At 58.8% G+C, this 22,106-nt stretch carries 22 protein-coding genes; 16 read left to right on the top strand and 6 right to left on the bottom strand.

The genetic code is table 11. The features are described 5' to 3' along the window. Nucleotides 1-15: 15 nt before the first annotated feature. The 4 genes from thrC to AVCG78_RS02155 all read left to right on the top strand — a co-directional run bounded on the left by thrC (nt 16) and on the right by AVCG78_RS02155 (nt 6,433). On the top strand, nt 16-1,413 hold the full coding sequence (gene thrC, locus AVCG78_RS02170; protein ID WP_156601647.1) for a threonine synthase: 1,398 nt from the start codon (nt 16-18) through the stop codon (nt 1,411-1,413). A 20-nt stretch (nt 1,414-1,433) separates the two neighbouring features. Continuing rightward, entirely contained in the window at nt 1,434-2,738 is a 1,305-nt protein-coding gene (locus tag AVCG78_RS02165; protein ID WP_071202636.1) for a M16 family metallopeptidase, read from the top strand. Nucleotides 2,739-2,864: 126 nt separating this feature from the next. Then, nucleotides 2,865-3,479, top strand: coding sequence for a GNAT family N-acetyltransferase (locus tag AVCG78_RS02160; RefSeq protein ID WP_015915188.1), 615 nt, complete (start codon nt 2,865-2,867; stop codon nt 3,477-3,479). Then, a complete protein-coding gene (locus tag AVCG78_RS02155) occupies nt 3,476-6,433 on the top strand; it encodes a sensor domain-containing phosphodiesterase (RefSeq protein ID WP_234665092.1) in 2,958 nt (985 codons plus the stop codon). Before AVCG78_RS02160 ends, AVCG78_RS02155 begins: the two co-directional genes overlap by 4 nt. 40 nt (nt 6,434-6,473) lie before the next feature. On the opposite strand, the gene AVCG78_RS02150 is transcribed toward AVCG78_RS02155, so the two are convergent. Beyond that, nucleotides 6,474-7,157, bottom strand: coding sequence for an ArsR/SmtB family transcription factor (locus tag AVCG78_RS02150; RefSeq protein WP_081355440.1), 684 nt, complete (start codon nt 7,155-7,157; stop codon nt 6,474-6,476). Nucleotides 7,158-7,306: 149 nt separating this feature from the next. Here AVCG78_RS02150 and AVCG78_RS02145 point away from each other — a divergent pair, with 149 nt between their 5' ends. Further along, entirely contained in the window at nt 7,307-8,239 is a 933-nt protein-coding gene (locus tag AVCG78_RS02145; protein ID WP_071202633.1) for a DMT family transporter, read from the top strand. Here the strand turns inward: AVCG78_RS02145 and AVCG78_RS02140 are convergent, their stop codons facing one another. Then, a complete protein-coding gene (locus AVCG78_RS02140; protein ID WP_015915184.1) occupies nt 8,240-8,845 on the bottom strand; it encodes a YqgE/AlgH family protein in 606 nt (201 codons plus the stop codon). Nucleotides 8,846-9,086: 241 nt separating this feature from the next. Between AVCG78_RS02140 and AVCG78_RS02135 the strand changes: the two genes are divergently transcribed. The 6 genes from AVCG78_RS02135 to AVCG78_RS02115 all read left to right on the top strand — a co-directional run bounded on the left by AVCG78_RS02135 (nt 9,087) and on the right by AVCG78_RS02115 (nt 13,705). Continuing rightward, nucleotides 9,087-9,968, top strand: coding sequence for a protein-disulfide reductase DsbD domain-containing protein (locus AVCG78_RS02135; RefSeq protein ID WP_071202631.1), 882 nt, complete (start codon nt 9,087-9,089; stop codon nt 9,966-9,968). 71 nt (nt 9,969-10,039) lie between these two features. Further along, nucleotides 10,040-10,525: a peroxiredoxin gene (locus tag AVCG78_RS02130; protein ID WP_015915182.1), complete on the top strand. Its 486-nt coding sequence runs from the start codon at nt 10,040-10,042 to the stop codon at nt 10,523-10,525. A 512-nt stretch (nt 10,526-11,037) separates the two neighbouring features. Then, nucleotides 11,038-11,163, top strand: coding sequence for a hypothetical protein (locus tag AVCG78_RS27185; protein WP_267889551.1), 126 nt, complete (start codon nt 11,038-11,040; stop codon nt 11,161-11,163). Beyond that, nucleotides 11,160-11,924, top strand: a complete 765-nt coding sequence (locus AVCG78_RS02125) for a metal ABC transporter ATP-binding protein (RefSeq protein WP_071202628.1) — start codon at nt 11,160-11,162, stop codon at nt 11,922-11,924. Before AVCG78_RS27185 ends, AVCG78_RS02125 begins: the two co-directional genes overlap by 4 nt. Then, entirely contained in the window at nt 11,921-12,793 is an 873-nt protein-coding gene (locus AVCG78_RS02120; RefSeq protein ID WP_071202626.1) for a metal ABC transporter permease, read from the top strand. The genes AVCG78_RS02125 and AVCG78_RS02120 overlap by 4 nt, the downstream gene beginning before the upstream one ends. A gap of 15 nt (nt 12,794-12,808) precedes the next feature. Then, on the top strand, nt 12,809-13,705 hold the full coding sequence (locus tag AVCG78_RS02115; protein ID WP_071202624.1) for a metal ABC transporter substrate-binding protein: 897 nt from the start codon (nt 12,809-12,811) through the stop codon (nt 13,703-13,705). Nucleotides 13,706-13,769: 64 nt separating this feature from the next. Here AVCG78_RS02115 and AVCG78_RS02110 read toward each other — a convergent pair whose 3' ends face one another. The 3 genes from AVCG78_RS02110 to AVCG78_RS02100 are packed head-to-tail and all read right to left on the bottom strand — an operon-like array spanning nt 13,770 to nt 15,531. Further along, nucleotides 13,770-14,078 (bottom strand): Dabb family protein, encoded by a 309-nt coding sequence (locus AVCG78_RS02110; protein ID WP_071202622.1) that lies wholly within the window; start codon nt 14,076-14,078, stop codon nt 13,770-13,772. A gap of 26 nt (nt 14,079-14,104) precedes the next feature. Further along, nucleotides 14,105-14,569 (bottom strand): ribonuclease HI, encoded by a 465-nt coding sequence (gene rnhA, locus AVCG78_RS02105; RefSeq protein WP_060719077.1) that lies wholly within the window; start codon nt 14,567-14,569, stop codon nt 14,105-14,107. Continuing rightward, on the bottom strand, nt 14,566-15,531 hold the full coding sequence (locus AVCG78_RS02100) for a homoserine kinase (protein ID WP_071202939.1): 966 nt from the start codon (nt 15,529-15,531) through the stop codon (nt 14,566-14,568). Before AVCG78_RS02100 ends, rnhA begins: the two co-directional genes overlap by 4 nt. 311 nt (nt 15,532-15,842) lie before the next feature. Between AVCG78_RS02100 and AVCG78_RS02095 the strand changes: the two genes are divergently transcribed. From AVCG78_RS02095 to blaOXA, 5 genes are all read left to right on the top strand, one after another. Further along, a complete protein-coding gene (locus AVCG78_RS02095) occupies nt 15,843-16,313 on the top strand; it encodes a gamma-glutamylcyclotransferase (RefSeq protein WP_015915175.1) in 471 nt (156 codons plus the stop codon). Between the two features lie 125 nt (nt 16,314-16,438). Further along, the gene (locus AVCG78_RS02090) at nt 16,439-17,641 is read left to right on the top strand and encodes a pyridoxal phosphate-dependent aminotransferase (protein ID WP_071202620.1); all 1,203 of its coding nucleotides are present in this window, start codon (nt 16,439-16,441) and stop codon (nt 17,639-17,641) included. A gap of 66 nt (nt 17,642-17,707) precedes the next feature. Beyond that, on the top strand, nt 17,708-18,310 hold the full coding sequence (locus AVCG78_RS02085) for a LysE family translocator (RefSeq protein ID WP_015915173.1): 603 nt from the start codon (nt 17,708-17,710) through the stop codon (nt 18,308-18,310). A 31-nt stretch (nt 18,311-18,341) separates the two neighbouring features. Beyond that, nucleotides 18,342-20,105, top strand: coding sequence for an NAD(P)/FAD-dependent oxidoreductase (locus AVCG78_RS02080; protein ID WP_071202618.1), 1,764 nt, complete (start codon nt 18,342-18,344; stop codon nt 20,103-20,105). A gap of 136 nt (nt 20,106-20,241) precedes the next feature. Then, nucleotides 20,242-21,048, top strand: a complete 807-nt coding sequence (gene blaOXA / locus AVCG78_RS02075; RefSeq protein WP_049777135.1) for a class D beta-lactamase — start codon at nt 20,242-20,244, stop codon at nt 21,046-21,048. Nucleotides 21,049-21,075: 27 nt separating this feature from the next. Here the strand turns inward: blaOXA and ispH are convergent, their stop codons facing one another. After that, nucleotides 21,076-22,098 carry a 4-hydroxy-3-methylbut-2-enyl diphosphate reductase gene (ispH, locus tag AVCG78_RS02070; RefSeq protein ID WP_049777272.1) on the bottom strand — a complete coding sequence of 341 codons (1,023 nt, stop codon included), beginning with the start codon at nt 22,096-22,098 and terminating at the stop codon, nt 21,076-21,078. Nucleotides 22,099-22,106: the final 8 nt, after the last annotated feature.

Below are 22,106 nucleotides of genomic sequence, written 5' to 3'. Positions count from 1 at the left end.
ACCGAGGATACTGGCATGGACTTTATTTCCACTCGCGGCGAGGCGCCCGCTCTCAATTTTTGCGACGCGCTTCTGGCAGGCCTCGCCCGTGACGGTGGCCTTTACCTGCCCCGCGAATGGCCGAAAATGCGCAAGCGCGACATCCGGGCGCTGCGCGGCAAGACCTACCAGGAGGTCGCGTTCGCGGTGCTGAAATCCTTTGTGGACGGCGAAATCAAGGATGATGCCCTTCAGGCGATGATCCATGACGCCTATGCCACATTCCGCCACCCTGCTGTCGCGCCTTTGGTGCAGACCGGGCCGAATTCCTATATTCTCGAACTGTTCCACGGCACGACGCTGGCCTTCAAGGATGTTGCCATGCAATTGCTTGGCCGGCTGATGGATCACGTTCTGCGCGAGCGCGGACAGCGCGCCACCATTGTCGGCGCCACCTCGGGCGATACAGGCGGGGCGGCCATCGATGCCTTTGCCGGTCTTGATAATATCGACATGTTCATTCTGTTTCCCAAGGGCAAGGTCTCACCCGTGCAGCAGCGGCAGATGACCACATCCAAGGCCGGGAATGTCCGGGCGGTGGCCATCGAGGGCAATTTCGACGATTGCCAGGATCTGGTCAAAGCCATGTTCAACCATGTCGCTTTTCGCGACAAAGTACAGCTATCCGGCGTCAATTCGATCAACTGGGCGCGAATCATGGCCCAGGTGGTCTATTACTTTACCGCTGCCCTTTCGCTGGGGGGACCGGACCGCAAAATTTCCTTCACCGTGCCGACCGGCAATTTCGGCGATATTTTCGCGGGCTATGTGGCGCGCGAAATGGGCCTGCCCATCGATAAGCTGGTGATAGCCACCAATGATAACGACATTCTGGCCCGCACGCTGAAAACCGGACGCTACGAGATGCGCGGTGTGATGGCCACCACCTCACCATCGATGGATATCCAGATCTCCTCGAATTTCGAGCGCCTGCTGTTTGAAGCCAGCGGCCGCAATGCCGGTGAGATCCGTTCGCAGATGGCGTCCCTCAAGCAATCCGGCGCTTTCGAGATCAAGCCGGATGCGCTCAAAACCATCCGCAAACTCTTCCGGGCCGGGCGCGCCACCCAACAGGACGTGGCCAAAACCATCGCCACCACTTTGGCTGAAACCGGCTATCTGCTTGATCCCCATACGGCTTGCGGCGTGGTGGTCGCATCGAAATTCGAAAAGCCGCAAAGCCCGATGGTGACGCTGGCCACAGCCCATCCCGCCAAATTTCCGGCGGCGGTAAAATCGGCATCGGGTATTGACCCCGCGCTTCCGACGTGGCTTGCTGATCTCATGGATAGGGAGGAGCGTTTCGACGTCCTTGCCGGCGAGCTCGACGTGGTGGAGGCATTCATCTCCGCTCACTCGCGCGCCGGTGCTTAAGAAACGCGGAAAGATAGACCATGAATGTTGAGTGCACCCGCCTGCCTTCGGGGCTGACGGTCGTTACCGAAAAAATGCCGCATCTGGAAAGCGTCGCGCTGGGCGTCTGGGTCAAATCCGGTTCGCGCGATGAAACCGCCGAGGAACATGGCATTGCCCATCTTCTCGAACACATGGCTTTCAAAGGCACGAAACGGCGCAGCGCTCGCCAGATTGCCGAGGAAATCGAGAATGTCGGCGGCGAGCTGAATGCCGCGACATCGACCGAGACCACCTCTTATTATGCCCGGGTTCTGAAGGACGATGTGCCGCTGGCCGTCGATATTCTTGCTGACATCCTCACTGATTCGGCCTTCGATGACGAAGAGTTGATCCGTGAAAAGCATGTGATCCTGCAGGAAATCGGCGCTGCCTTCGATACGCCTGATGACGTTGTCTTTGACCGTTTCGCCGAAACCGCCTTTCGCGACCAGACGGTCGGACGCGGCATTCTTGGCACGCCGCAAACGGTGGATGGTTTCACCAGCGACCAGATTCGCGCCTATCTTGCCCGCAACTATACCACCGACCGGATGTTCGTGGTGGCGGCTGGCGCCGTCGACCATGAAAGCTTCGTGCGCCAGGTGGAAGACCGCTTCAGCACGCTGCGCACCAAGCCCGCCGTATCGCCGATCATCACCCCTGCCCGCTATACCGGCGGCGAGGTGCGCGAAAGCCGTGACCTGATGGACACCCAGCTTTTGCTCGGTTTCGAAGGCCGTGCCTATCATGCGCGCGATTTCTATGCCTCGCAGATTCTGGCCAATATCCTCGGCGGCGGCATGTCCTCCCGGCTGTTTCAGGAAGTACGCGAGTTTCGCGGTCTCTGTTATTCGGTCTATGCCTTTCACTGGGGCTTTTCCGATACCGGCATTTTCGGCATCCATGCCGCGACCGGCGGCGAAAACCTGCCGGAACTGGTGCCTGTGATCATCGACGAACTGCGTAAATCGGCGGAACGGATCGAGCAGCAGGAAATCGACCGGTCCCGCACCCAGATCCGGGCGCAATTGCTGATGGGTCAGGAAAGCCCTGCGGCGCGCGCCGGACAGATCGCCCGTCAGATGATGCTCTATGGTCGACCGATTTCCAATCCGGAACTGATGGAACGGCTGGAAAGCATTACCGTCGACCGGCTGACGGACCTTGCCGGACGGCTGTTCTTCGATGGTAGCCCACCGACATTGTCAGCCATCGGCCCGCTCGAACAGTTGGCGCCCATGGAAGACATTCTTTCCGCCCTTTCGGGGTCGCGCGACACGGTGCTCAAGGCAGCACGCGGCTGAGGTGATTGCTCAATCTGGCCTTGGGGTTGGCCGTTGAGGTTGAGCCATATCTTTCAGCAGGTTCCCGCAATTCCTCCTGCATTCGGTGGAGTGGGAACCGCAACTGTTTGGGTGGGGGTATGACAAATGACGCGGTCTGTGTTCGGGTTTCTGTCGCGCCAGCCGGAACGGCCTGAACTGCGTGACGGAACACGTCTGCTGCGGCTGCCGCGCAATGGCGATTATAATCAATGGTACAGGCTACGGTCCGAAAGCCGGGCTTTTCTTCAGCCCTGGGAACCGCTCTGGCGTCCGGACGAGCTGACCGAAAGCGCCTTTCGATCGCGTGTCATGCGCAATGCCCAGGAATATGCCTGTGGATTGGCCGTGCCGTTTTTTCTGTTTCGCGAAAGCGACGCTGTGCTGATGGGCGGGTTGACCATCGGCCTGATCCGGCGCGGCGTCTCCCAGGCCTGTATGATCGGATATTGGATGGGCGAACGTTTCGCAGGCCAAGGCCATATGTTTGCCGCACTTCAATTGGCAAAACCATATATCTTCAAGGAACTTGAGTTGCATCGTATCGAAGCCGCCTGTATTCCTGACAATGACAAAAGCATCCGCCTGCTGGAGCGGGCCGGTTTTGAACGGGAAGGTCTGTTGCGCGGATATTTGAACATCAACGGGCAGTGGAGAGATCATGCGATCTACTCGCTTCTGGCGGAACCTGGTGCCGTTTCCGGCAAAAAACTCTATTCATGAATATATTCAGATACTCATCCGAGGCCAATTCCCGGCGATTTTTTGAGCAGAAACAGGCCCTATCCAACCCGGGCCTGTTGCGGCTTGCCGCTGGCCTTCTGGTGCTGGTCCTGGCACTGACCGGGTTTGGCGCGGGCATGGGCCATGCCGCCGAACCGGTGAAGATTTCGCGTGACGATACGGCGCTCGACCTGACCGCCACCACGGAAATCCATCTCAATCAGGGTGAGGCATTTCAGGTCTCCACTGCCGCTGGGTCCGATGGCATCCGCCGCCGCATCGAAGTGCGCGCCTCATCAGCGCAGCACCAGGGCGATTGGGCGGTGTTCGCGCTCGCCAATGTGTCCGACGAGCAGTTGGAGCGGGTGATCGTCGCGCCACATTATCGTCTCGTCAATTCCAAGGTGTTCTGGCCGGATCTCGGCTCGCAGCGGATCATTTCCATCACTCCCAGCGAGGGATTTTCGCTGGACCGAGTGCCGAGCGACGATGCCGACGTGTTTCGCATCACCCTCAATCCGGGTGCGGTGGTGACGTTCGTGGCCGAACTGGCAACGCCGAACCTGCCGCAGATCTACCTGTGGGAGCCGGATGCCTATAAGGATACGATCAACTCGTTCACGCTCTATCGCGGCATCGTGCTGGGCATTTCCGGCCTGCTGGCGGTGTTCCTGACCATTCTGTTTGTGGTGCGCGGCACCTCCATGCTGCCCGCCGCCGCCTCGCTGGCCTGGGCGGTTCTCGCCTATATCTGCGTCGATTTCGGTTTTCTTGGCAAGCTGATCAGCATCACCACCCATAGCGAGCAGATCTGGCGAGCCGGGGCCGAGGTGGGTCTGGCCTCCGGCTTCGTGATCTTTCTCTTTACCTATCTCAACCTCAATCGTTGGCATGTGAACCTCGGCTACGCGACTTTTGCCTGGATCTTGGGCCTGGTGCTGCTGTTTGGCGTGGCAATCTACGATCCGTCGATTGCCGCTGGCATTGCCCGACTGTCCTTTGCGCTGACGGCCACGGCGGGGATCGCGCTGATCGTCTATCTCGGCTTGAACCGTTATGACCGCGCCATCCTGCTGGTGCCGACCTGGACGCTGATCATCGTCTGGCTGATTGCCGGCTGGATGACGGTGACGGGACGGTTGTCGAACGACATCATCCAGCCCGCCCATGGCGGCGCGCTGGTGCTGATCGTGCTGCTGATCGGTTTTACCGTCATGCAGCACGCCTTTGCGGGCGGTGGCTATAACCAGGGCCTGTTTTCCGATCTGGAGCGGCAATCCCTGGCGCTGACTGGGGCTGGCGACATCGTCTGGGACTGGGATGTGGCCCGCGACCGGGTGGTGACCATTCCCGATATTTCCACCCGGCTCGGCCTCAGCCACGGCGCGCTGCACGGGGCGGCCCGCAACTGGATCCCCAGCCTGCACCCCGATGACCGCGACCGGTTTCGCGCCACGCTGGATGTGCTGCTGGAACACAAACGCGGGCGGCTGAACCACGAATTCCGCATCCGCGCCGATGACGGGCATTTCCACTGGCTGCATATTCGCGCCCGGCCCGTGTTGGGAGCCAACGGCGAAATCATCCGCTGCATCGGTACGATTGCCGATGTCACCGAACAGAAAAACACCGTCGACCGGCTGTTGCAGGATGCGATCAACGACAATCTCACCGGCTTGCCGAACCGGGAAGTGTTTCTGGACCGTTTGCAGACGCTTTTGACCGTGACCGCCACCGCCGATACGGTGCGCCCGACGGTCATAATCGTTGACATCGACAATTTCGGTCGGGTCAACGACATGCTCGGCATTTCCGCCGGAGACAATATCCTGATCGCGCTGACCCGGCGGCTGCGGCGGCTATTGAAACCGCAGGATACGCTGGCCCGGCTTTCGGGAGACCAATTCGGCCTGATCCTGATTTCCGAACGCGATCCGGCCAAGGTCGCCGATTTTGCCGATGCGATGAGCAAGGCGATCATGGTGCCGATCAATTTCGCCAATCGGGAGATCAACCTCACCGCCTCCATCGGCCTTGTCTCCTGGGTGGACCAGCAGGAAAGCGCTGCCGGGCTGTTGTCGGATGCCGAGCTTGCCATGTACCGCGCCAAGCGCGGTGGCGGCAACAAGGTGGAGCCGTTCCGCCCGGCCTTCCGCGGCACCGTCTCGGAAAAGCTTCAGCTGGAAACCGAACTTGCCCGCGCCGTCGAGCGCGGCGAATTGACCATGGTCTATCAGCCGATCGTGCGGCTGGATGACGAGGAGCTGGCCGGTTTCGAAGCGCTGATGCGCTGGGAACACCCCAAGCGCGGCACGATCTCCCCCTCCGAATTCATACCCCTGGCGGAAAGCTGCGACCTGATCATGCCGCTCGGCATGTTCGCGCTGGAGCGGGCGGCAACGGATCTGGTCGAATGGGAAAAACAGACAGGCGAAATGCCGATTTTCGTCTCCGTCAACCTGTCCAGCGCCCAGCTGATCAACAACACGCTCTATACCGACATCCGCAGTCTGCTCAGCCGAGTCAATTGCAATCCGGCCCGGCTGAAACTGGAGCTGACCGAATCCGTCGTCGTCGAAAATCCGGAACAGGCAAGGCTGGTGCTGGAGAAGCTTAAGGATATCGGGCTCAGTTTGGCTCTGGACGATTTCGGCACCGGCTATTCCTCGCTGTCCTATCTGACCCGCTTTCCCTTCGATACGCTGAAACTCGACCGGGAACTGGTGACCGACACCAGCGAGCGGCGCAATATCCTGCTGCGCTCGGTGATCGGAATGGCCAAGGACATGGGCATGGATGTCGTGGCGGAAGGCATTGCCAGCGAGGACGATGGGGACGAACTGGCCCAGATGGGCTGCCACTATGGCCAGAGCTTCCTCTACGGCGCTCCGGTCGGCCCGGAAGCGGTCATGCGTCTTTTGAAGGACCAGCAACAGCGGGCAAAGCGGGCTTGATCATACCGGTGGGCGGGGCTGTTCCAGGCCCCGGTCTTCTTCACGCCATCCAGTCTTCCGTAACCCCGAATTGCGCCCGAAAGCCCTGCTGTCCGGCCTGCGTGATCCGCAGCGCCCTGCCCTGCGGCTGGCGCGCCACCCAGCCCAGTTCCAGCATTCTGTCCAGCAAGGCCGCGCCCAGCCGTCCGGCCAGATGCGGGCGCCGCTCGCTCCAGTCGAGACAGGTGCGGCAGAACGGTCGTCCGCGGGGTGTGGTCGGGGAAAGATCGATGCCGAAATCACAGAAAAATTGCTGGCCGGGTGGCGTCAGCGTCACAGCCTCCTCCCCCAGCTCGATATAGGCCTTGGTCTGCAAGCCATCGGCCAGCGCCACGCCGAGACGACCGGCGATGTGATCGTAACAGCTGCGCGCCGAGCGTAGCGCCAAGTCCTTAGGGCCGACCGGATGCAGGCGCCGTGGCCCATCGGCGGCAAGCGACATCAGCGTTTCCATCGCCGCAGCGACAGCGCGTCCCGCCAAACGGTAATAGCGGTGACGGCCCTGTTTTTCGACCGATAGCAGACGGCCCTCCACCATTCTGGCCAGATGGCCACTGGCGGTCTGGGCGCTGACGCCACCATGCAGCGCCAACTCGCCCGCAGTCAACGCCTGCCCGCCCATCAGGGCGATCAGCATATTGGCGCGGGCCGGGTCCCCCATCAGGGCGGCAATTTCAGCCAGCATGTTTCCAGACGCGATGTTCGACATGGCCTCACTATAGGCCGCTGAAGACGGCCTGTCATCATGCAACACTTCGGTTATGGCCGAAGCATTGCCGCCAGCGACTGGGCTACCAAGGCGCATCAAACCATCCCGACAGAAAGTGATAGTCCATGGAAAAACCGGTCCTTTTGAAAGAACTTGCCCTGCTTTTGGCTTTGGCAACAGTTTGGGGCGCTGCCTATAGTTTCATCCGCATCGGGGTGGAGACCATTCCACCGATCACGCTGATTGCCGCCCGCACCCTGCTGGCCGGCGGGTTGTTGCTTGCCATTCTGTGGATGCGCGGCATGACACTGCCCCGCGACAGCGCCACCTGGCGGCGGTTCTTCATCCAGTCCTGCCTCAACAGCGCCCTGCCCTTCACCCTGATTGCCTGGGCGGAACTGCATGTCGAGGCAGGGCTAGCGGTGATCCTCAATGCTCTGACGCCGATCTTCACCTTCCTGATCACTGTCGCCTTCACCCGGCATGAACACGTCGGCCTGCCCAAACTGCTTGGCGTCTTGCTGGGGATTTCCGGCACCTGCCTGATCGTCGGCTTCAACGCCTTTCATTCCGCCGGAACCGATCTCCTCGCGCAATGCGCCGTCATCCTGGCATCGGTCTGCTATGCGATGGCCGCGATTTTCGGACGGAATTTTAAGGGACTAGATCCAATGATGCCTGCCACCGGCTCGCTTTTATGTGGGGCGGCCATGCTCATTCCGCTCAGTCTGGTCGTGGACAAGCCCTGGACGCTGGCGGTCTCCGCCTCTTCGCTAGCGGCCCTGCTGGCGCTCTCGGTGTTTTCCACCGCACTGGCTTTTGTGATCTATTTCCGGCTTGTCCACACGCTGGGCTCGGTCGCCACCACATCCCAGGCCTATCTGCGGGTGCCGATCGGGGTCGGCATCGGCGCGATTTTTCTTGGGGAGCGCTATAGCCCGACCGTGCTCGCCGGTCTCGTCCTGGTCGTGGCCGGTGTCATCGTCATGACCCTGCCCGCTTCGCTCAAGCTACCCCGCATCCTTCGCCCGCTGCGACGCAAACCTCAACAGCCTTGATCAGGCGTGGCCAGCCTCTGCCGACAGGGTGGCGGGGCTGATGCCGATCAGGGCCAGCGCCCGGTCATATTTGTTGTCGAGGACCGGATCGAAGATCAGGTCTTCTGAGGCCGGGCAGTTCAGCCAGCCATTATTGGCGATTTCCGCCTCCAACTGGCCCGGCCCCCAGCCTGCATAGCCAAGCAGCATCGTGGCGCGCGCCGGGCCGCGTCCATCGGAAATGGCGCGGACGATGTCGAGCGTCGCGGTCAGGGAAATATCGTCGCTGACCGGAATGCTGCTGTCGCTCAGGTAATCGTCGGAATGCAGCACAAAGCCACGGCCGGTTTCCACCGGCCCGCCGCATTGAATGGGGAAGTTGCGGGCATGATCCGGCAGCATGATCGCATCGTTCTGGTCGATCAGGTCGAGATGCAGCAGGATATCGGCGAATTTGACCGGCTGGGTGCGGTTGATGATGAAGCCCATGGCGCCAGCCGTCGTATGGGCGCAGACATAGACCACACTGCGGGTAAAATTGCCGTCCGCCATGCCGGGCATGGCGATCAGGAAATGGCCGTCGAGAAACCCACGTTCACGATCGGACTTCAAAGTGGAAAAAGCCATGCTGCCTCCGGTTTGTTCGGAACGCCGATCTATCGGAAAAGAACATCATACGCCGTCGTGCCGGGCATTCCCCTCGCATCCGCCAAGCGCCGCCCGGCATTTCATATCTGCTTCTGGCGCAAGTCATATCCTTAAGCCATGGTCTTCAAGATGGGGCATAGTTGCGCATCAATCAACCGAAAATGATAAAACCGTAAAAAGCGTGATTGGCAGCGGTGATAGGGCTGGTCTAAATAGCCGCATGATCCTTCCTTTGTTTTCCAACCGTCCGGTTTTTCCTGCGCTACCCGGCCTGCTCTTTGCGGGTCTCCTGGCGCTGACACCTCTTGGCGATGCCTGCGCCGCCACCTCCGACTGGGCAACCAGCGATGGGGGCCGGATGCGGGTGATCGTGCTGCCACCGGCTCCGGATGGAACCCGGCAGGCAGGCCTGCAGATCGAGCCGAATGACGGCTGGTTCACCTATTGGCGCGAGCCCGGCGACAGCGGAATCCCTCCGCAACTGACCGCCGCGCCGGAGGCGAAGGTCACGCCCTCGCCGCTGAGCTTTCCGGTGCCCAAGCGCATGGATATCGGCAGCGTGCGCGATGTCGGCTATGACCATGCGGTGGTGTTTCCCTTCACCCTGAAAAGCAGCGGCGAGGACTGGCAGAGCCCCCTCAAGCTAACGGCCTTCATCGGCATGTGCCGCAATATCTGCATTCCGTTTCAAGCCGACCTCAGCATCGATCTCAGCCACGAGGAAACCACTGATGTCGGCGAGGTTAAGCTGATCGACAAGGCCAAATCCAAACTGCCTGCGGCGGCTGCGGAGGATTTTTACGTCTCGGACTTCGAGATGGCCCACGATCTCTCCAGCCTCGACGTGTCGTTGGTCCTACCCGATGGCTCCAAGGACGAGCCGCGCATTCTGGTGACCGGGCCGGAAGGCTATCTGTTTACCGAATACAAGGCGGTGCAAAGCAAAGGCAATAGCCGCACCCTGCGCATCGCCCTGCCGAAGCTTCCGCGCAATTATTCGGTGAGCGGCAAGACCTGGCACATTCTGGTGGCAGCCGGCAACAAACGGACCATGGAAGCCCCGCTTGCCTTCGCAACAACCCGCCCTATAGTGCAGCCCTGACAGTCAATGGCCGCTGGCGGGCTGCGCTTTTGGAACAGACTGAGACATCAAGCACAATGAGGAGAGATTTCATGACGATTGCAATTGGCGATACGGTTCCAGCGGCAACATTCAAGGAAAAAACCGCCGACGGCCCGGTCGAGATCAGCACCGAAGACCTGTTCAAGGACAAGAAGGTCGTGCTGTTTGCCGTACCCGGTGCCTTCACCCCGACCTGCACGCTGAACCATCTGCCCGGCTATCTGGAGCACCGCGACGCACTGCTGGCCAAGGGCGTCGATGAGATCGCCGTCCTCTCCGTCAATGACTGGCATGTCATGGGCGCCTGGGCGCAGCATAGCGGCGGCATGGGCAAGATCCATTTCCTCGCCGATTGGGATGCAAGCTTCTCCAAGGCGCTCGGTCTCGACATGGACCTGTCGGCGGGCGCACTCGGCGTGCGTTCCAAGCGCTATTCCATGCTGGTGGAAAATGGCGTGGTGAAAAGCCTCGATATCGAGGAAAATCCCGGCCAGGCCACGGTTTCCTCGGCTGAAGCCATGCTGGAACGGCTGTAAGCTTTCTCTTTTCACCGGTTTTCTGGAAAGCTGTCTTTTAGCGTTCCATCAAGACAAAGACCCCGGAGGCTCATGCTTCCGGGGTTTTTTATGAAGCTTAGAGTCTGTCAGGTTCAGAGTGATACAGTAAACGACGCAACGGTTTTGCTCCTGGTCTACCCCCCTCTGTCCTGCCGGACATCTCCCCCTCAAGGGTGGAGATCGATACGCGGAAGCTACTTAACCTAAAGAAACCTCTTTATTTTCAGCATATTAAATCGCTAAAAAGGTATGCGGTCTGTGCTCATTGCCGATCTCCCCCCTTGAGGGGGAGATGCCTGGCAAGGCAGAGGGGGGTAAGCGGCACATAAAAACGTTTGCGTCGTGTACTATGTCAGATTGACCAGACAGACTCTAGATGGCCTGGGATAAGGCTTCTAAATCCGCGAAGAACACTTGCCATCGATTTGCCATTATTGTTATATCGTTACACGTAACGTTATTACATATAATTCACGATCGGAGTGCGGGCCTTGCAGGACGAAGATCCCATCTTTCCCAGTTTGCTGGCACGGTCCGCCGTTATGCGGCTGGGTTTTGCTTTGGCGCTGATTGGCCTGACCTGGCTTGCCATCCAATGGGCGGTGGCCCTGCCATGAGCAATCCTGTGATCCGGCTCACCAATCTGACCGTCGCCTATGACCGGCATCCGGCTGTACATCACGTCAACGGCGTGATCGAGACCGGCAGCCTGACGGCGATTGCCGGGCCGAACGGGGCAGGAAAATCCACCCTGCTGAAGGCGATCATTGGCGAATTGCGCCCCGCCGAAGGCACGGTGGAGCATAACCTGAAACGCACAGATTTTGGCTATCTGCCGCAGGCCGCCGACATCAATCGCCGGTTCCCGATCAGCGTATTGGACACCGTGTTGCTCGGCGCCTGGCGTAACAGTGGCGCTTTTGGCCGCATCGCCAGATCCGACATGGATAAAGCCGGCCAGGCCCTGGCAATGGTCGGGCTGGAAGGATTTGAGAAGCGCCATATCGGCGCGCTGTCCGCCGGCCAGTTCCAGCGGGTGCTGTTTGCCCGGCTGTTATTGCAGGATGCCAAGGTGATCCTGCTGGACGAGCCTTTCACCGCCATCGATGCTCGCACCACCCGCGACCTGATTGACATTATCCGCGGCTGGCACGGCGATGGCCGCACGGTGGTTGCGGTCCTGCATGATTTCGACCAGGTGCGCAGCCATTTCCCCCAGACCCTGCTGCTGGCCCGCGAACTGGTCAGTTGGGGTCCGACCCAGGATGCCCTGTCGTCTGCCAATCTGCTCAAGGCCCGCGCCATGGCCGAGCGCTGGGACGAGGATGCCGAAGTCTGCCGCCCGGCAGACCAGAAAACATCAAGGCCCGCCGCATGACCGCCTACGATCTGCTAATCGCGCCGTTTGCCGATTACGGCTTCATGCGCCGGGCGCTGGTCGCTTCGCTTTGCCTCGGCCTCGGCTCCGGCCCAATCGGGGTATTCCTGATGCTGCGGCGCATGAGCCTGGTTGGCGATGCCATGAGCCATGCGGTGCTGCCCGGAGCTGCGATCGGCTACCTGATTGCCGGGTCCCTGTCGCTAACCGCCATGGGGTTGGGCGGGCTGGTGGCCGGTCTCTCCGTGGCGCTGCTGTCGGGCTTCGTTACCCGCTCCACCGTGTTGCAGGAGGATGCCAGCTTTGCCAGTTTCTACCTGACATCCCTGGCGCTTGGCGTGCTGATCGTGTCGCTACGCGGTTCCAATATCGATCTTCTGCATGTTTTGTTCGGGACGATCCTGGCCATTGACAATGATGCGCTGGTGCAGATCGGTGCCATTGCCTCCTTCTCGCTGCTGGCACTGGCCCTCATCTATCGGCCATTGGTCACTGAATGTCTCGATCCGGGCTTCTTGCGGGCCGTCGGCGGTCGTGGACCGATCTATCATTTCCTGTTCCTGTTTCTCGTCGTGCTTAATCTGGTCGCCAGTTTCCAGGCGCTCGGCACGTTGATGGCCGTGGGGTTGATGATGCTTCCTGCCGCCATTGCCCAACTCTGGTGCCGCAGCCTGCCTGGCATGATGGTGGTGGCGGCGGCAAGCGGCATCGTGGCCAGCTATCTCGGCTTGATCGCCTCCTACCATCTGGAACTGGCCTCCGGGCCGACGATCATCCTAGTCGCGGCGCTGTTTTACGGCCTGTCCATTCTTTTTGCACCCTCCGGTGTTTTCCGGCGGTTTCTTCCCAGTTCCCATCTGAAAGCCTGATCACAGGAGATCACTATGAAAAGTAAACTGTTATTGTCCGCAGCCCTGCCGCTGTTAATGACCCTGTCCGCCGCACCGGCCTTTGCCGAAACAGTGAAGGTTGTCGCGTCCTTCACTGTGCTGGCCGATGTGGTGAAACAGGTTGGCGGCGATCATGTCACCGTCTCCAGCCTGGTTGGCCCCGATGGCGACCCCCATGAATTCGAGCCGTCGCCAGCCAATGCCAAGGCTCTGAAGGCCGCCGATGTGACATTCGTGTCCGGTGAAGGCCTGGAAGGCTGGATGGACCGGCTGATCACCGCCTCCGGCTACAAGGGCAAGCCAGTCGTCGCTTCCGAGGGCATCAACACCCGCACCATGGAAGAGGATGGCAAGACCGTAACCGATCCGCATGTGTGGAACAGCCCTGTCAATGTGAAGGTCTGGGTCGCCAATATCGAAAAGGCGCTGACCGCTGCCGATCCGGCCGATGCCGAAGTCTTCAAGGCCAATGCCAGCGCCTATACCAAAAAGCTTGAAGACATGAACGCCTATGCTCATGCCAAGTTTGACACTATCCCTGAATCCGAACGCAAGATCCTGACCAGCCACGACGCCTTCGGGTATCTCGGCCGCGAATACAAGATCAGCTTCCTGTCGCCGCTCGGTCTTTCCACCGAAAGCGAAGCCTCTGCCGCCGATGTCGCCAAGTTGATCGAGCAGATCAAGACCGAGCATGTGAAGAGCTATTTCTTCGAAAACTCCAACGATCCCCGTCTCGTCAAGCAGATCGCCAAGGCAACCGGCGCCACATCCGGCGGCGAGCTTTACGTAGAAGCCCTGTCCAAGCCCAAGGGCCCGGCTTCGACCTATGAGAAAATGTTCCGCTACAATGTCGACAAGCTGGCCGATGCCATGCGCAAATCAAGCTGATCCCTCACAATCAGCCTGATAGGGCCGCCCCGATCAACCCTACACCTGCCGGGACGGCCACTTTTTATGCCTCGAGGTCGAAGACCAGGATGCCAGACAACCCGCCATCCGTCGCGGCGACAATGCGGTCGCCGACCGCGATATGATCCGGATGCTTCAGGTAATAATCGCGCACCGTGGCATCTTCGAAACTCACGATAAACCCATCGACGAATCCGCCATTCAAACCTTCCGGCGACACATTCTGACCGGCGCGGACCTCCAGCATACCCGGCACAACCTCCTTCAATGCAATGATGGCATCATAGATCGACTGTTTCTCAGCGTCAGAGACCGCCGACTTGAACCGCAGAAAAACGCAGTGATAGATCATCGGTAACTCCTTGTGGGATTGTGCGATTATAAGATTGGCTTCGAGCCTGCACCGCCCTTTTTGAAGGGTTCCATGCCCTTGCGGGCCAGCTCATCGGCCCGTTCGTTTTCGGGATGACCGGCATGGCCCTTGACCCAGTGCCAGGTCACCTTGTGGCGCTGGTTGGCGGCGTCGAGCTGTTGCCAAAGCTCACCGTTTTTCACCGGCTTCTTGTCAGCGGTCTTCCAGCCGTTCTTCTTCCAGCCGAAGATCCATTTGGAAATACCGTCCATCACATATTTGCTGTCGGTATGCAGATCGACCTCGCATGGGGTCTTCAGCGTGTTCAGCGCGGTGATCGCTGCCAGCAGTTCCATACGGTTATTGGTGGTATCCGCCTCGCCGCCGCAGAGGTCTTTTTCCACCTCGCCATAGCGCAGCACCGCACCCCAGCCACCGGGACCGGGATTGCCGGAGCAGGCACCATCGGTGAAGATTTCAACATGTTTCATTGCGGCCACCCGTATTCGGCAGCGGTCTCGACCGCTTGGTGGAAGCGCAGCTTGCGCAGATATTCCAGCGGCTCCTTCTTCACCACCATGGCGCCTTCCGGCGTGGTCAGCCAGTCGTAAAGCCGGGTCAGCAGAAAGCGCAGCGCCGAGCCGCGGCACAGAACCGGCATGGCGGCAACCTCGGCCGGGGACAGGGAGCGAACCGCGAGATAACCGTCGATCATCGCCTTGCCCTTGGTGATATTATAGCTGCCGTCCTTTTCGAAGCACCAGGCATTCAGGCAGATCGACAGGTCATAGGCCAGAAAGTCGTTACAGGCGAAATAGAAGTCGATCAGTCCTGACAATTGGTCGCCAAGGAAGAAGACATTGTCGGGAAACAGATCGGCATGGATAACGCCTGCGGGAAGATCCTTCGGCCATTGCCCGGCCAGATGCGCCAGTTCGGCATCGATTTCCGCCTTAAGGCCGGGAGAGACCTCATCGGCGCGGGCGCGCGCCTTTGGCCACAGCGCCTGCCAGCCAGCAAGATCCAGCGCATTGTCGCGCCTCAGCGCAAATCCCTCTGCCGCAAGATGCATGGTCGCCAAGGCCTCGCCCACAGCCCGGCAATGCTGGGTTTCCGGCTTGCGAAGCCACATGCCTTCCAGAAAGGAAATCAGCGCCGCAGGGCGTCCGGACAATTCGCCCAGCAAAGCGCCATCCTTGCGTGGCAGCGGCAGCGGGCAATTGAGACCCTTGGCAGAGAGGTGATGCATCAACCCTAGGAAAAACGGCAGGTCATCTTTCTCCACGCGCTTTTCATAGAGCGTAAGGATCAACGCACCTTTGGTCGTATGCAGCAGGAAATTGGAATTTTCCACGCCCTCGGCAATGCCCTTGAAGGACAGGAGTTCGCCAGTGTCATAGTGTGCGAGGAAGTCTTTGAGGTCGACCTCGTTGATGTCGGTATAAACTGCCACAGATCGGGTCCGCATTCCGGTTGATTGGCGCACAGGGATACAATGACACGAACGCGAGAGCCAGCCCCGGCATGGATGGAGGCACAAAAAATGGTCACATATAAAAGGTGAAAAATATTTTATATAACCCATAAATTGCATTGACAGTTTTCAAATGAAATCATAATTAATCTGCAACGTATTTTTTGCTTTATTTTTGAAGCATTAAAAACAAATTGAAATCTGTAATACTGCATAAATGTAATCATCATCATCGATATATGAGATAAATACTCAGAATCAGAATTTACCCATAGAAGAGATATATTGCAATGAAATATTACTTCGCCTATGGGTCCAATCTCGATGTAGATCGCCTTGAGAAAGAGCGCCTGAATAAAGGTGGCATCTATTCCGTCTCGCGCGGACTTGGGCGTCTGGATGGATATGAATTGGTATTCAATAAGCCATCCGCCTATTTTCCGGGAGCCGGTGCCGCCAATATCCAGCCCAATACTGCGGCCCATATCTTCGGTACACTGAATCTGATGCCGCAGGCCGGTTTCGACATTCTCGATATCTATGAAAATGTTGAAACCCAACAATATGAACAGCTTGAAGTCGATGTCGTCGATATGAGCACCCATACGACGGTCAAGGCCATCACCTATATTTCCCTGAAGCATAATGTGGACGGTCTCAAACCGAGAACCGGCTATATGAACCACATCCTGGCGGGTGCCGATGTTCTGCCCGCTGCCTATATCGACTATTTGAAGTCCCTGCCTGTCATGCCCGACTAGAGCATGTCGCGCAAAAGGGTGAAGCGGTCTTCCGTCCGCATTTCTCCACCCCGTATTTTAAGTCTATCCCGTTATCGCAAACCGCTGCGCATTCTGATGCAACAGGGGTGAGGAAGATCTGTATCATGACGATAGTTGCCCGTTCCGTGTCTGAAATCCGTCCGTCGGAAACCATCACCATCAGCCAAAAAGCGCGATCGCTGAAGCTGGCCGGTGTCGATGTGATTTCCATGTCCACCGGTGAGCCGGATTTCGACACGCCTGACCATATCAAGGCAGCGGCTATTGCTGCGATCCAGCGCGGCGAGACCAAATATACCAATGTTGCCGGCATTCCTGAATTGCGCGAGGCCATCGTGCGCAAGTTTCAGCGCGAAAACCAGCTCTCCTACCGCGTTGATGAAACCATCGTCGGCACAGGTGCCAAGCATGTGATCTACAATGCGCTGCGGGCCAGCCTCAATCCCGGCGACGAAGTGATCATTCCCGCCCCCTACTGGGTCTCCTACCCGGAAATGGTCTCGCTATGCGGCGGCGTACCGGTGCGGGTTGCCACCACGCAGAAGGCGGCCTTCAAGCTGCGACCGGAGGATCTGGAACAGGCAATCACGCCACGCACCCGCTGGGTCTTGCTGAATTCGCCATCCAATCCATCGGGTGCTGCCTATACCCATGACGAGTTGAAAGCACTGACGGATGTGCTGATGCGCCATCCGCATGTCTGGCTTTTGACCGACGATATGTATGAGCATCTGGTCTACGGTGATTTTCAATATGTCACCGGCGCGCAGATCGAGCCCGGCCTGAAGGACCGCACCCTGACCGTCAATGGCGTGTCCAAGGCCTATGCCATGACTGGCTGGCGGCTGGGCTATGCCGCAGGTCCGAAAGTGCTGATCGATGCCATGGTGCTGCTGCAAGGCCAGCAAACATCCGGCACCTGCTCGATTGCCCAATGGGCCGCCGTCGCCGCCATGGATGGACCGCAGGACCATCTGGTGCAATTTCGCACCGCCTTCGACAATCGCCGTCACCTGATCACCTCCATGCTCAATCAGGCCAATGGCTTGACCTGCCTGCTGCCGGAAGGGGCCTTCTATGTGTTTCCCTCCTGCGAAAGCACCTTCGGCAAGACGACGGAAGGCGGTCGGCTGATCGAGACGGATGAAGAGTTCGTCACCGCATTGCTGGAGGAAAAAGGCGTCGCCGCCGTTCACGGCTCCGCCTTCGGGCAGGCTGGAAATTTCCGCCTGTCCTATGCCACGGATGAAGCCGCCATTACCGCAGCCTGCCACCGAATTCAGGAATTCTGCGGCAACCTGCGATAATTCGACACCCATTTTTATCGAGCACTGTAAACGCGGCTTCAGCGAAGCTCCGCGATTGGAAAAATCATGACTATTCTCGGAATTTCGTACCTGGCATTAGCCCTGTATTACTGGACAATGTCCGTCACACCCGGCCCCAACAACGTCATGCTGACGATGTCGGGCGTCAACTTCGGCTTCACGCGCACCGGCCCGCATATTCTGGGCATTGCCATGGGCTGCGCGGTACAGACATTCTTGCTGTGCGTCGGCTTTGGTATTCTGTTTGACTATTTTCCGGCGCTGCAAACCCTGCTGAAATGGGCGGGCGCTGCCTATCTGATCTATCTCTCCTTGAAGCTGATCGGTGCCAGGGTTGCCAATGCCAAATCCGCGCCACAGCCCCTGACCTTTATTGAGGCGGCGTCGTTTCAGTTCATCAACCCGAAGGCATGGGTCAAGGCGACAACAACAGCGTCGATCTTCATGCCGACCGGAACCTCCATCCTTGCTTCCGGCGTGGCGATTTTTACCGTCTGCACAGCTGTGAACATCGTCTCTTCATCGCTCTGGGCCAGTTTCGGGGTCGGCATTCGCTCGCTTCTGTCCAACCCGACCTATCTGCGCGTGTTCAATTACACCATGGCCGCGCTGCTGATCGGCACCGCGATCTATGTCGTCATGAATTGACCAATTTTCTCACCAAACCTCCGAGGCCAGCATGAATGTTCTTCTTCTTTCGCGCGTGGACAATGAGATCCTCGAGGATCTGGCCACGGATACCTTGCTCTTCCGCCATGACCTGGTCCGCAAGGGGCCTCGGCACCTGTCGCGTTTCCTGCGGCAAAATCCCGTCTCGGTGATTGTTACCGCCGACAGGGTGGACGCCGATGTGCTTGCCGAATGGTCGCGCGCCGCCAACAAGCCCGTCTATGTCGCGGTTTACGGCGAAGCGGGAACCGACAAGGCCTGGCAGCGGCAATTGGCAAACAGCCAGATCACCGTTCTCGGCCCGGCGACCAGCGTGGTTGCCGCCTTCAGGGATGCCGAACAATGCATCTGCAACGATCAGTTCGGCGGTGGCGTCCATACGGATCTGCGCGAAGAGGTGACATTCATCGGTGCCGGTATCGTCAATCTGATCACCGCCCATTACGCCATCGAGGCAGGCTATAGTGTCCGGATCATCGATGCCCGGCCTGATCCGCGCCGCAAGACCGATTGGCGATCGCTGGGATGCAGTGCGGGCGGTGGCGACGCGCGCATGTTTACCCTGTCAGAAATGGACAATTACAATTGCCGTAACATCCATGGTGACATGAACTGGCAATTTTCACGGCCCGTGACCGAGCGCGGCTGGAACGTTGCGCCATCCAGCAGCCTCAAAGAGGCCGAGCGCGACTGGATCGCCTCTTTCGAGAGTGTTCCGGGCTGGCTGGCCGAAAATTACAACGACTCGATCTTCCGCTTCAATCGGGAGAGCCATCCCCTCTGGGACGAATGGATCGCCAGGGAGCCGGAGCTGTTTGCCGCATCCGGTCTGCAACGCGACATCCTGCGGGTCTATTCGGATGCCACCCATTTTCAACGCTCCAAAAGCCGCCAGGACCGCATCGGCGCGACCTTGAGAAATGCCTCTCTGGACGAGATTGCCGCCGAGCAGCCCATCCTGCGCCGGGCCATTGAGGCTGGCGAAATTTCTGGGGGCGTCTATGTTCAGGGTTTCACCCTCAATCTGCATCGCTTCATGGCCAATTTGCTGGATCGGTATGAGGGTCGCGGGGTCATGTTTGAGTGGAATACCGAGATGACCAGCATGCCGACCCGCTTTGATGGTCAGGTAGATCATGTCGTACTCTCCACCGGCGAGCGCGTGACCGGCAATCTGGTGATCTCACCGGGGGTCTATGCAGGCGCGGCAATTGCAAAGACCGCCTCGCACCGCCAGATTTGCGGCGTGCTGGGCGCGTGGCTCTCGCTGCCCGACCCGCAAGGCCTGCTGCGCAATTCCTTGAAACTGGCGCGCAAGAACCATGTTACGGAAGATGCCAATGTCACCATCGGCTGGGGCGAACAAGGGGAACGCGCCGCCATCATCGGCTCAGGCTATGGCTTTACAGGCTTTAACCCCAATAATATCGACGAGGACCTTCTCAATACCATCTATGACGGCCTGATCGATACCGCTGCCACCTGTTTTCCTGAGCAATATCAGAGCTTGATCGAGGCAGGCAGCCTGCGTGAAACACTGAAATACTGCGTGCGGCCCTGGACACCTTCCGGTCTCGGCCTGTTCGAGACCTACAAATCCAAGGCATGCTGCGTGGTTCTGGTGGGCGGACACAATACGGGCGGCTTTGCACAAGCCCCAGCCATTGCCTCGGCCATTCTGGCCGCCATGCGCAACAATCATCACCAGATGCACATTGATTACCACACCGACCGGCTGTCTCTGATGACCCAAACAGATATGTGGATGACCTGATCACCTATTCCATGCAATCACAGGCAGCAACCAACGCAGATCATTACCAACCATAATGCTGCCGATATTTTCCGATTGCCATGGTAATCCCGCGACAATAGCGGACTTTCGTCGCAATCGAGAAGAGGAACAGGCTGTGAAATTAGGGCAAATCGCGCTGACACTGATCGCAGCCAGCTTTTTAGCGTCCACGGCGCAGGCTGGAACGATTTGCACGGTCATTGCCGATAGCAAAACCGGGAAGACCTTGGTCCAGGACGGCAATTGTGCGGAGCGTGTCACGCCCGCTTCCACCTTCAAGGTCGCCCTCAGCGTGATAGGCTATGATGCCACTTACCTGAAGGACGAGCATAATCCGACCCTGCCGTTTAAACAGGGTTATGTGGATTGGGGCGGCGACAATTGGAAACAGCCGACCGATCCGGTGCGCTGGATGAAATACTCCGTCGTCTGGTATTCCCAGCAGATCACCAGGACGCTTGGGCAAGACAAGCTTCGTGATTATGCGACGAAATTTGCCTATGGCAATGCCGATTTTTCCGGCGATCCTGGCAAAAACAATGGTCTGGAGCGGGCATGGATTGCCTCCTCCTTGAAGATTTCGCCGCTGGAACAGGTCGCCTTCCTAAGAAAGCTGGTCCAGCATCAGCTGCCCGTTCGCCCCGAAGCCATGGACAAGACACTGGCCATCGTTGAGCAACGCCAGATCGCCGATGGCTGGACCGTGCACGGTAAAACCGGCGCGGCCTTCCCTCGTCTTTCGGACACCGCGTTCGATTATAGCCGTGGATGGGGCTGGTATGTCGGCTGGGCCAGCAAAGGCAAACAGACCTATGTGTTTGCCCGTCTCATTCAGGATGAGAAAAAAGACCAGATCACCCCTGGGGGTCGGGCGCGCGACGCTTTGCTGGAAGAACTGCCAGAGTTGCTGGCCAGCAAGTGAACAGGGCCTTTCCGACTAGGCCTTGCATCACCCGTTGACGAAGGCCATGTCGTCCTGGGTCAGTTCGATGGAGCGCAATTCGCGGTTGACCAGGAAGTTTTCGTTCTCAATCGAAAATTCAGCCAGCTCGATTGTCGCGTCGAAGCGGGCCTTGAAGGCCTCGATGATTTCGTTGACCACCACTTCCGGTGCCGATGCGCCCGCCGACAGGCCAAGGCTGCGGATCTCACCGATGGCGTCCCAGTCCAACTCGCTGGCGCGCTGCACCAGGATGGAGCGCTTGGCGCCAGCTTTCAACGCCACTTCCACCAGCCGCTTGGAATTGGATGAATTGGGAGCGCCGACGGTGACGAACAGGTCGCAGCCGGGCGCTGCCTGTTTCACCGCTTCCTGCCTGTTGGTGGTGGCATAGCAAATACTGTCGGCAGCAGGCGCCTTCAGCTCTGGAAAGCGCTCCTGCAATTTGGCAATCACGCCTGCGGTATCATCCACCGACAGCGTGGTCTGGGTGACGAAGCCGAGGTTTTCGGGATCGATTGGCTGATAGACGGCGGCATCCTCAACGGTTTCCACCAGGGAAACGGTGCCTTCGGGCAATTGCCCCATGGTGCCGATTACTTCCGGGTGGCCTGCGTGACCAATCAGGATGACATGGCGGCCAAGCCGCTGGTGGCGCATGGCCTGTTTATGGACTTTCGAGACCAGCGGACAGGTGGCATCGAGATAGAAGAGATTGCGCTTCTGCGCATCTTCCGGCACGGATTTCGGCACGCCATGGGCGGAAAACACCACAGGCTGCTGGCGATGCTCGACCGGGATTTCATCCAGTTCCTCGACAAACACCGCCCCCTTGGCCTCCAGCCCCTCAACCACATAGCGGTTGTGGACGATTTCGTGACGGACATAGACCGGCGCGCCATAGCCCTTCAGCGCCAAGACGACGATCTGGATCGCCCGATCGACACCGGCGCAAAAACCGCGCGGGCCGCACAGCCGGATCGTCAATGGCGACCGGGTTACCGAGCCGGTTTCCAAAAGCGTTTTGTCCATCGCAGTCG

The sequence above is a fragment of the Gillisella vitis genome (genome assembly GCF_021559775.1).
GTDB classification, from domain to species: Bacteria; Pseudomonadota; Alphaproteobacteria; order Rhizobiales; family Rhizobiaceae; genus Allorhizobium; species Allorhizobium ampelinum.
Note: the sequence above shows the minus strand (reverse complement) of the source record. Positions and strands in the feature narration are given on the sequence as shown.

What these genes read in the sequence shown, in the direction of transcription:
- AVCG78_RS02115 (WP_071202624.1), top strand. Translation starts at nt 12,809, where the DNA reads ATGAAAAGTAAACTGTTATTGTCCGCAGCCCTGCCGCTGTTAATGACC.
- AVCG78_RS02155 (WP_234665092.1), top strand. Translation starts at nt 3,476, where the DNA reads ATGAATATATTCAGATACTCATCCGAGGCCAATTCCCGGCGATTTTTT.
- AVCG78_RS02110 (WP_071202622.1), bottom strand. Translation starts at nt 14,078, where the DNA reads ATGATCTATCACTGCGTTTTTCTGCGGTTCAAGTCGGCGGTCTCTGAC.
- AVCG78_RS02150 (WP_081355440.1), bottom strand. Translation starts at nt 7,157, where the DNA reads ATGCTGGCTGAAATTGCCGCCCTGATGGGGGACCCGGCCCGCGCCAAT.
- AVCG78_RS02130 (WP_015915182.1), top strand. Translation starts at nt 10,040, where the DNA reads ATGACGATTGCAATTGGCGATACGGTTCCAGCGGCAACATTCAAGGAA.
- thrC (WP_156601647.1), top strand. Translation starts at nt 16, where the DNA reads ATGGACTTTATTTCCACTCGCGGCGAGGCGCCCGCTCTCAATTTTTGC.
- rnhA (WP_060719077.1), bottom strand. Translation starts at nt 14,569, where the DNA reads ATGAAACATGTTGAAATCTTCACCGATGGTGCCTGCTCCGGCAATCCC.
- AVCG78_RS02145 (WP_071202633.1), top strand. Translation starts at nt 7,307, where the DNA reads ATGGAAAAACCGGTCCTTTTGAAAGAACTTGCCCTGCTTTTGGCTTTG.
- AVCG78_RS02085 (WP_015915173.1), top strand. Translation starts at nt 17,708, where the DNA reads ATGACTATTCTCGGAATTTCGTACCTGGCATTAGCCCTGTATTACTGG.
- ispH (WP_049777272.1), bottom strand. Translation starts at nt 22,098, where the DNA reads ATGGACAAAACGCTTTTGGAAACCGGCTCGGTAACCCGGTCGCCATTG.
- AVCG78_RS02160 (WP_015915188.1), top strand. Translation starts at nt 2,865, where the DNA reads ATGACGCGGTCTGTGTTCGGGTTTCTGTCGCGCCAGCCGGAACGGCCT.
- AVCG78_RS02125 (WP_071202628.1), top strand. Translation starts at nt 11,160, where the DNA reads ATGAGCAATCCTGTGATCCGGCTCACCAATCTGACCGTCGCCTATGAC.
- AVCG78_RS02120 (WP_071202626.1), top strand. Translation starts at nt 11,921, where the DNA reads ATGACCGCCTACGATCTGCTAATCGCGCCGTTTGCCGATTACGGCTTC.
- AVCG78_RS02135 (WP_071202631.1), top strand. Translation starts at nt 9,087, where the DNA reads ATGATCCTTCCTTTGTTTTCCAACCGTCCGGTTTTTCCTGCGCTACCC.
- AVCG78_RS02165 (WP_071202636.1), top strand. Translation starts at nt 1,434, where the DNA reads ATGAATGTTGAGTGCACCCGCCTGCCTTCGGGGCTGACGGTCGTTACC.
- AVCG78_RS02140 (WP_015915184.1), bottom strand. Translation starts at nt 8,845, where the DNA reads ATGGCTTTTTCCACTTTGAAGTCCGATCGTGAACGTGGGTTTCTCGAC.
- AVCG78_RS02090 (WP_071202620.1), top strand. Translation starts at nt 16,439, where the DNA reads ATGACGATAGTTGCCCGTTCCGTGTCTGAAATCCGTCCGTCGGAAACC.
- AVCG78_RS02095 (WP_015915175.1), top strand. Translation starts at nt 15,843, where the DNA reads ATGAAATATTACTTCGCCTATGGGTCCAATCTCGATGTAGATCGCCTT.
- AVCG78_RS02080 (WP_071202618.1), top strand. Translation starts at nt 18,342, where the DNA reads ATGAATGTTCTTCTTCTTTCGCGCGTGGACAATGAGATCCTCGAGGAT.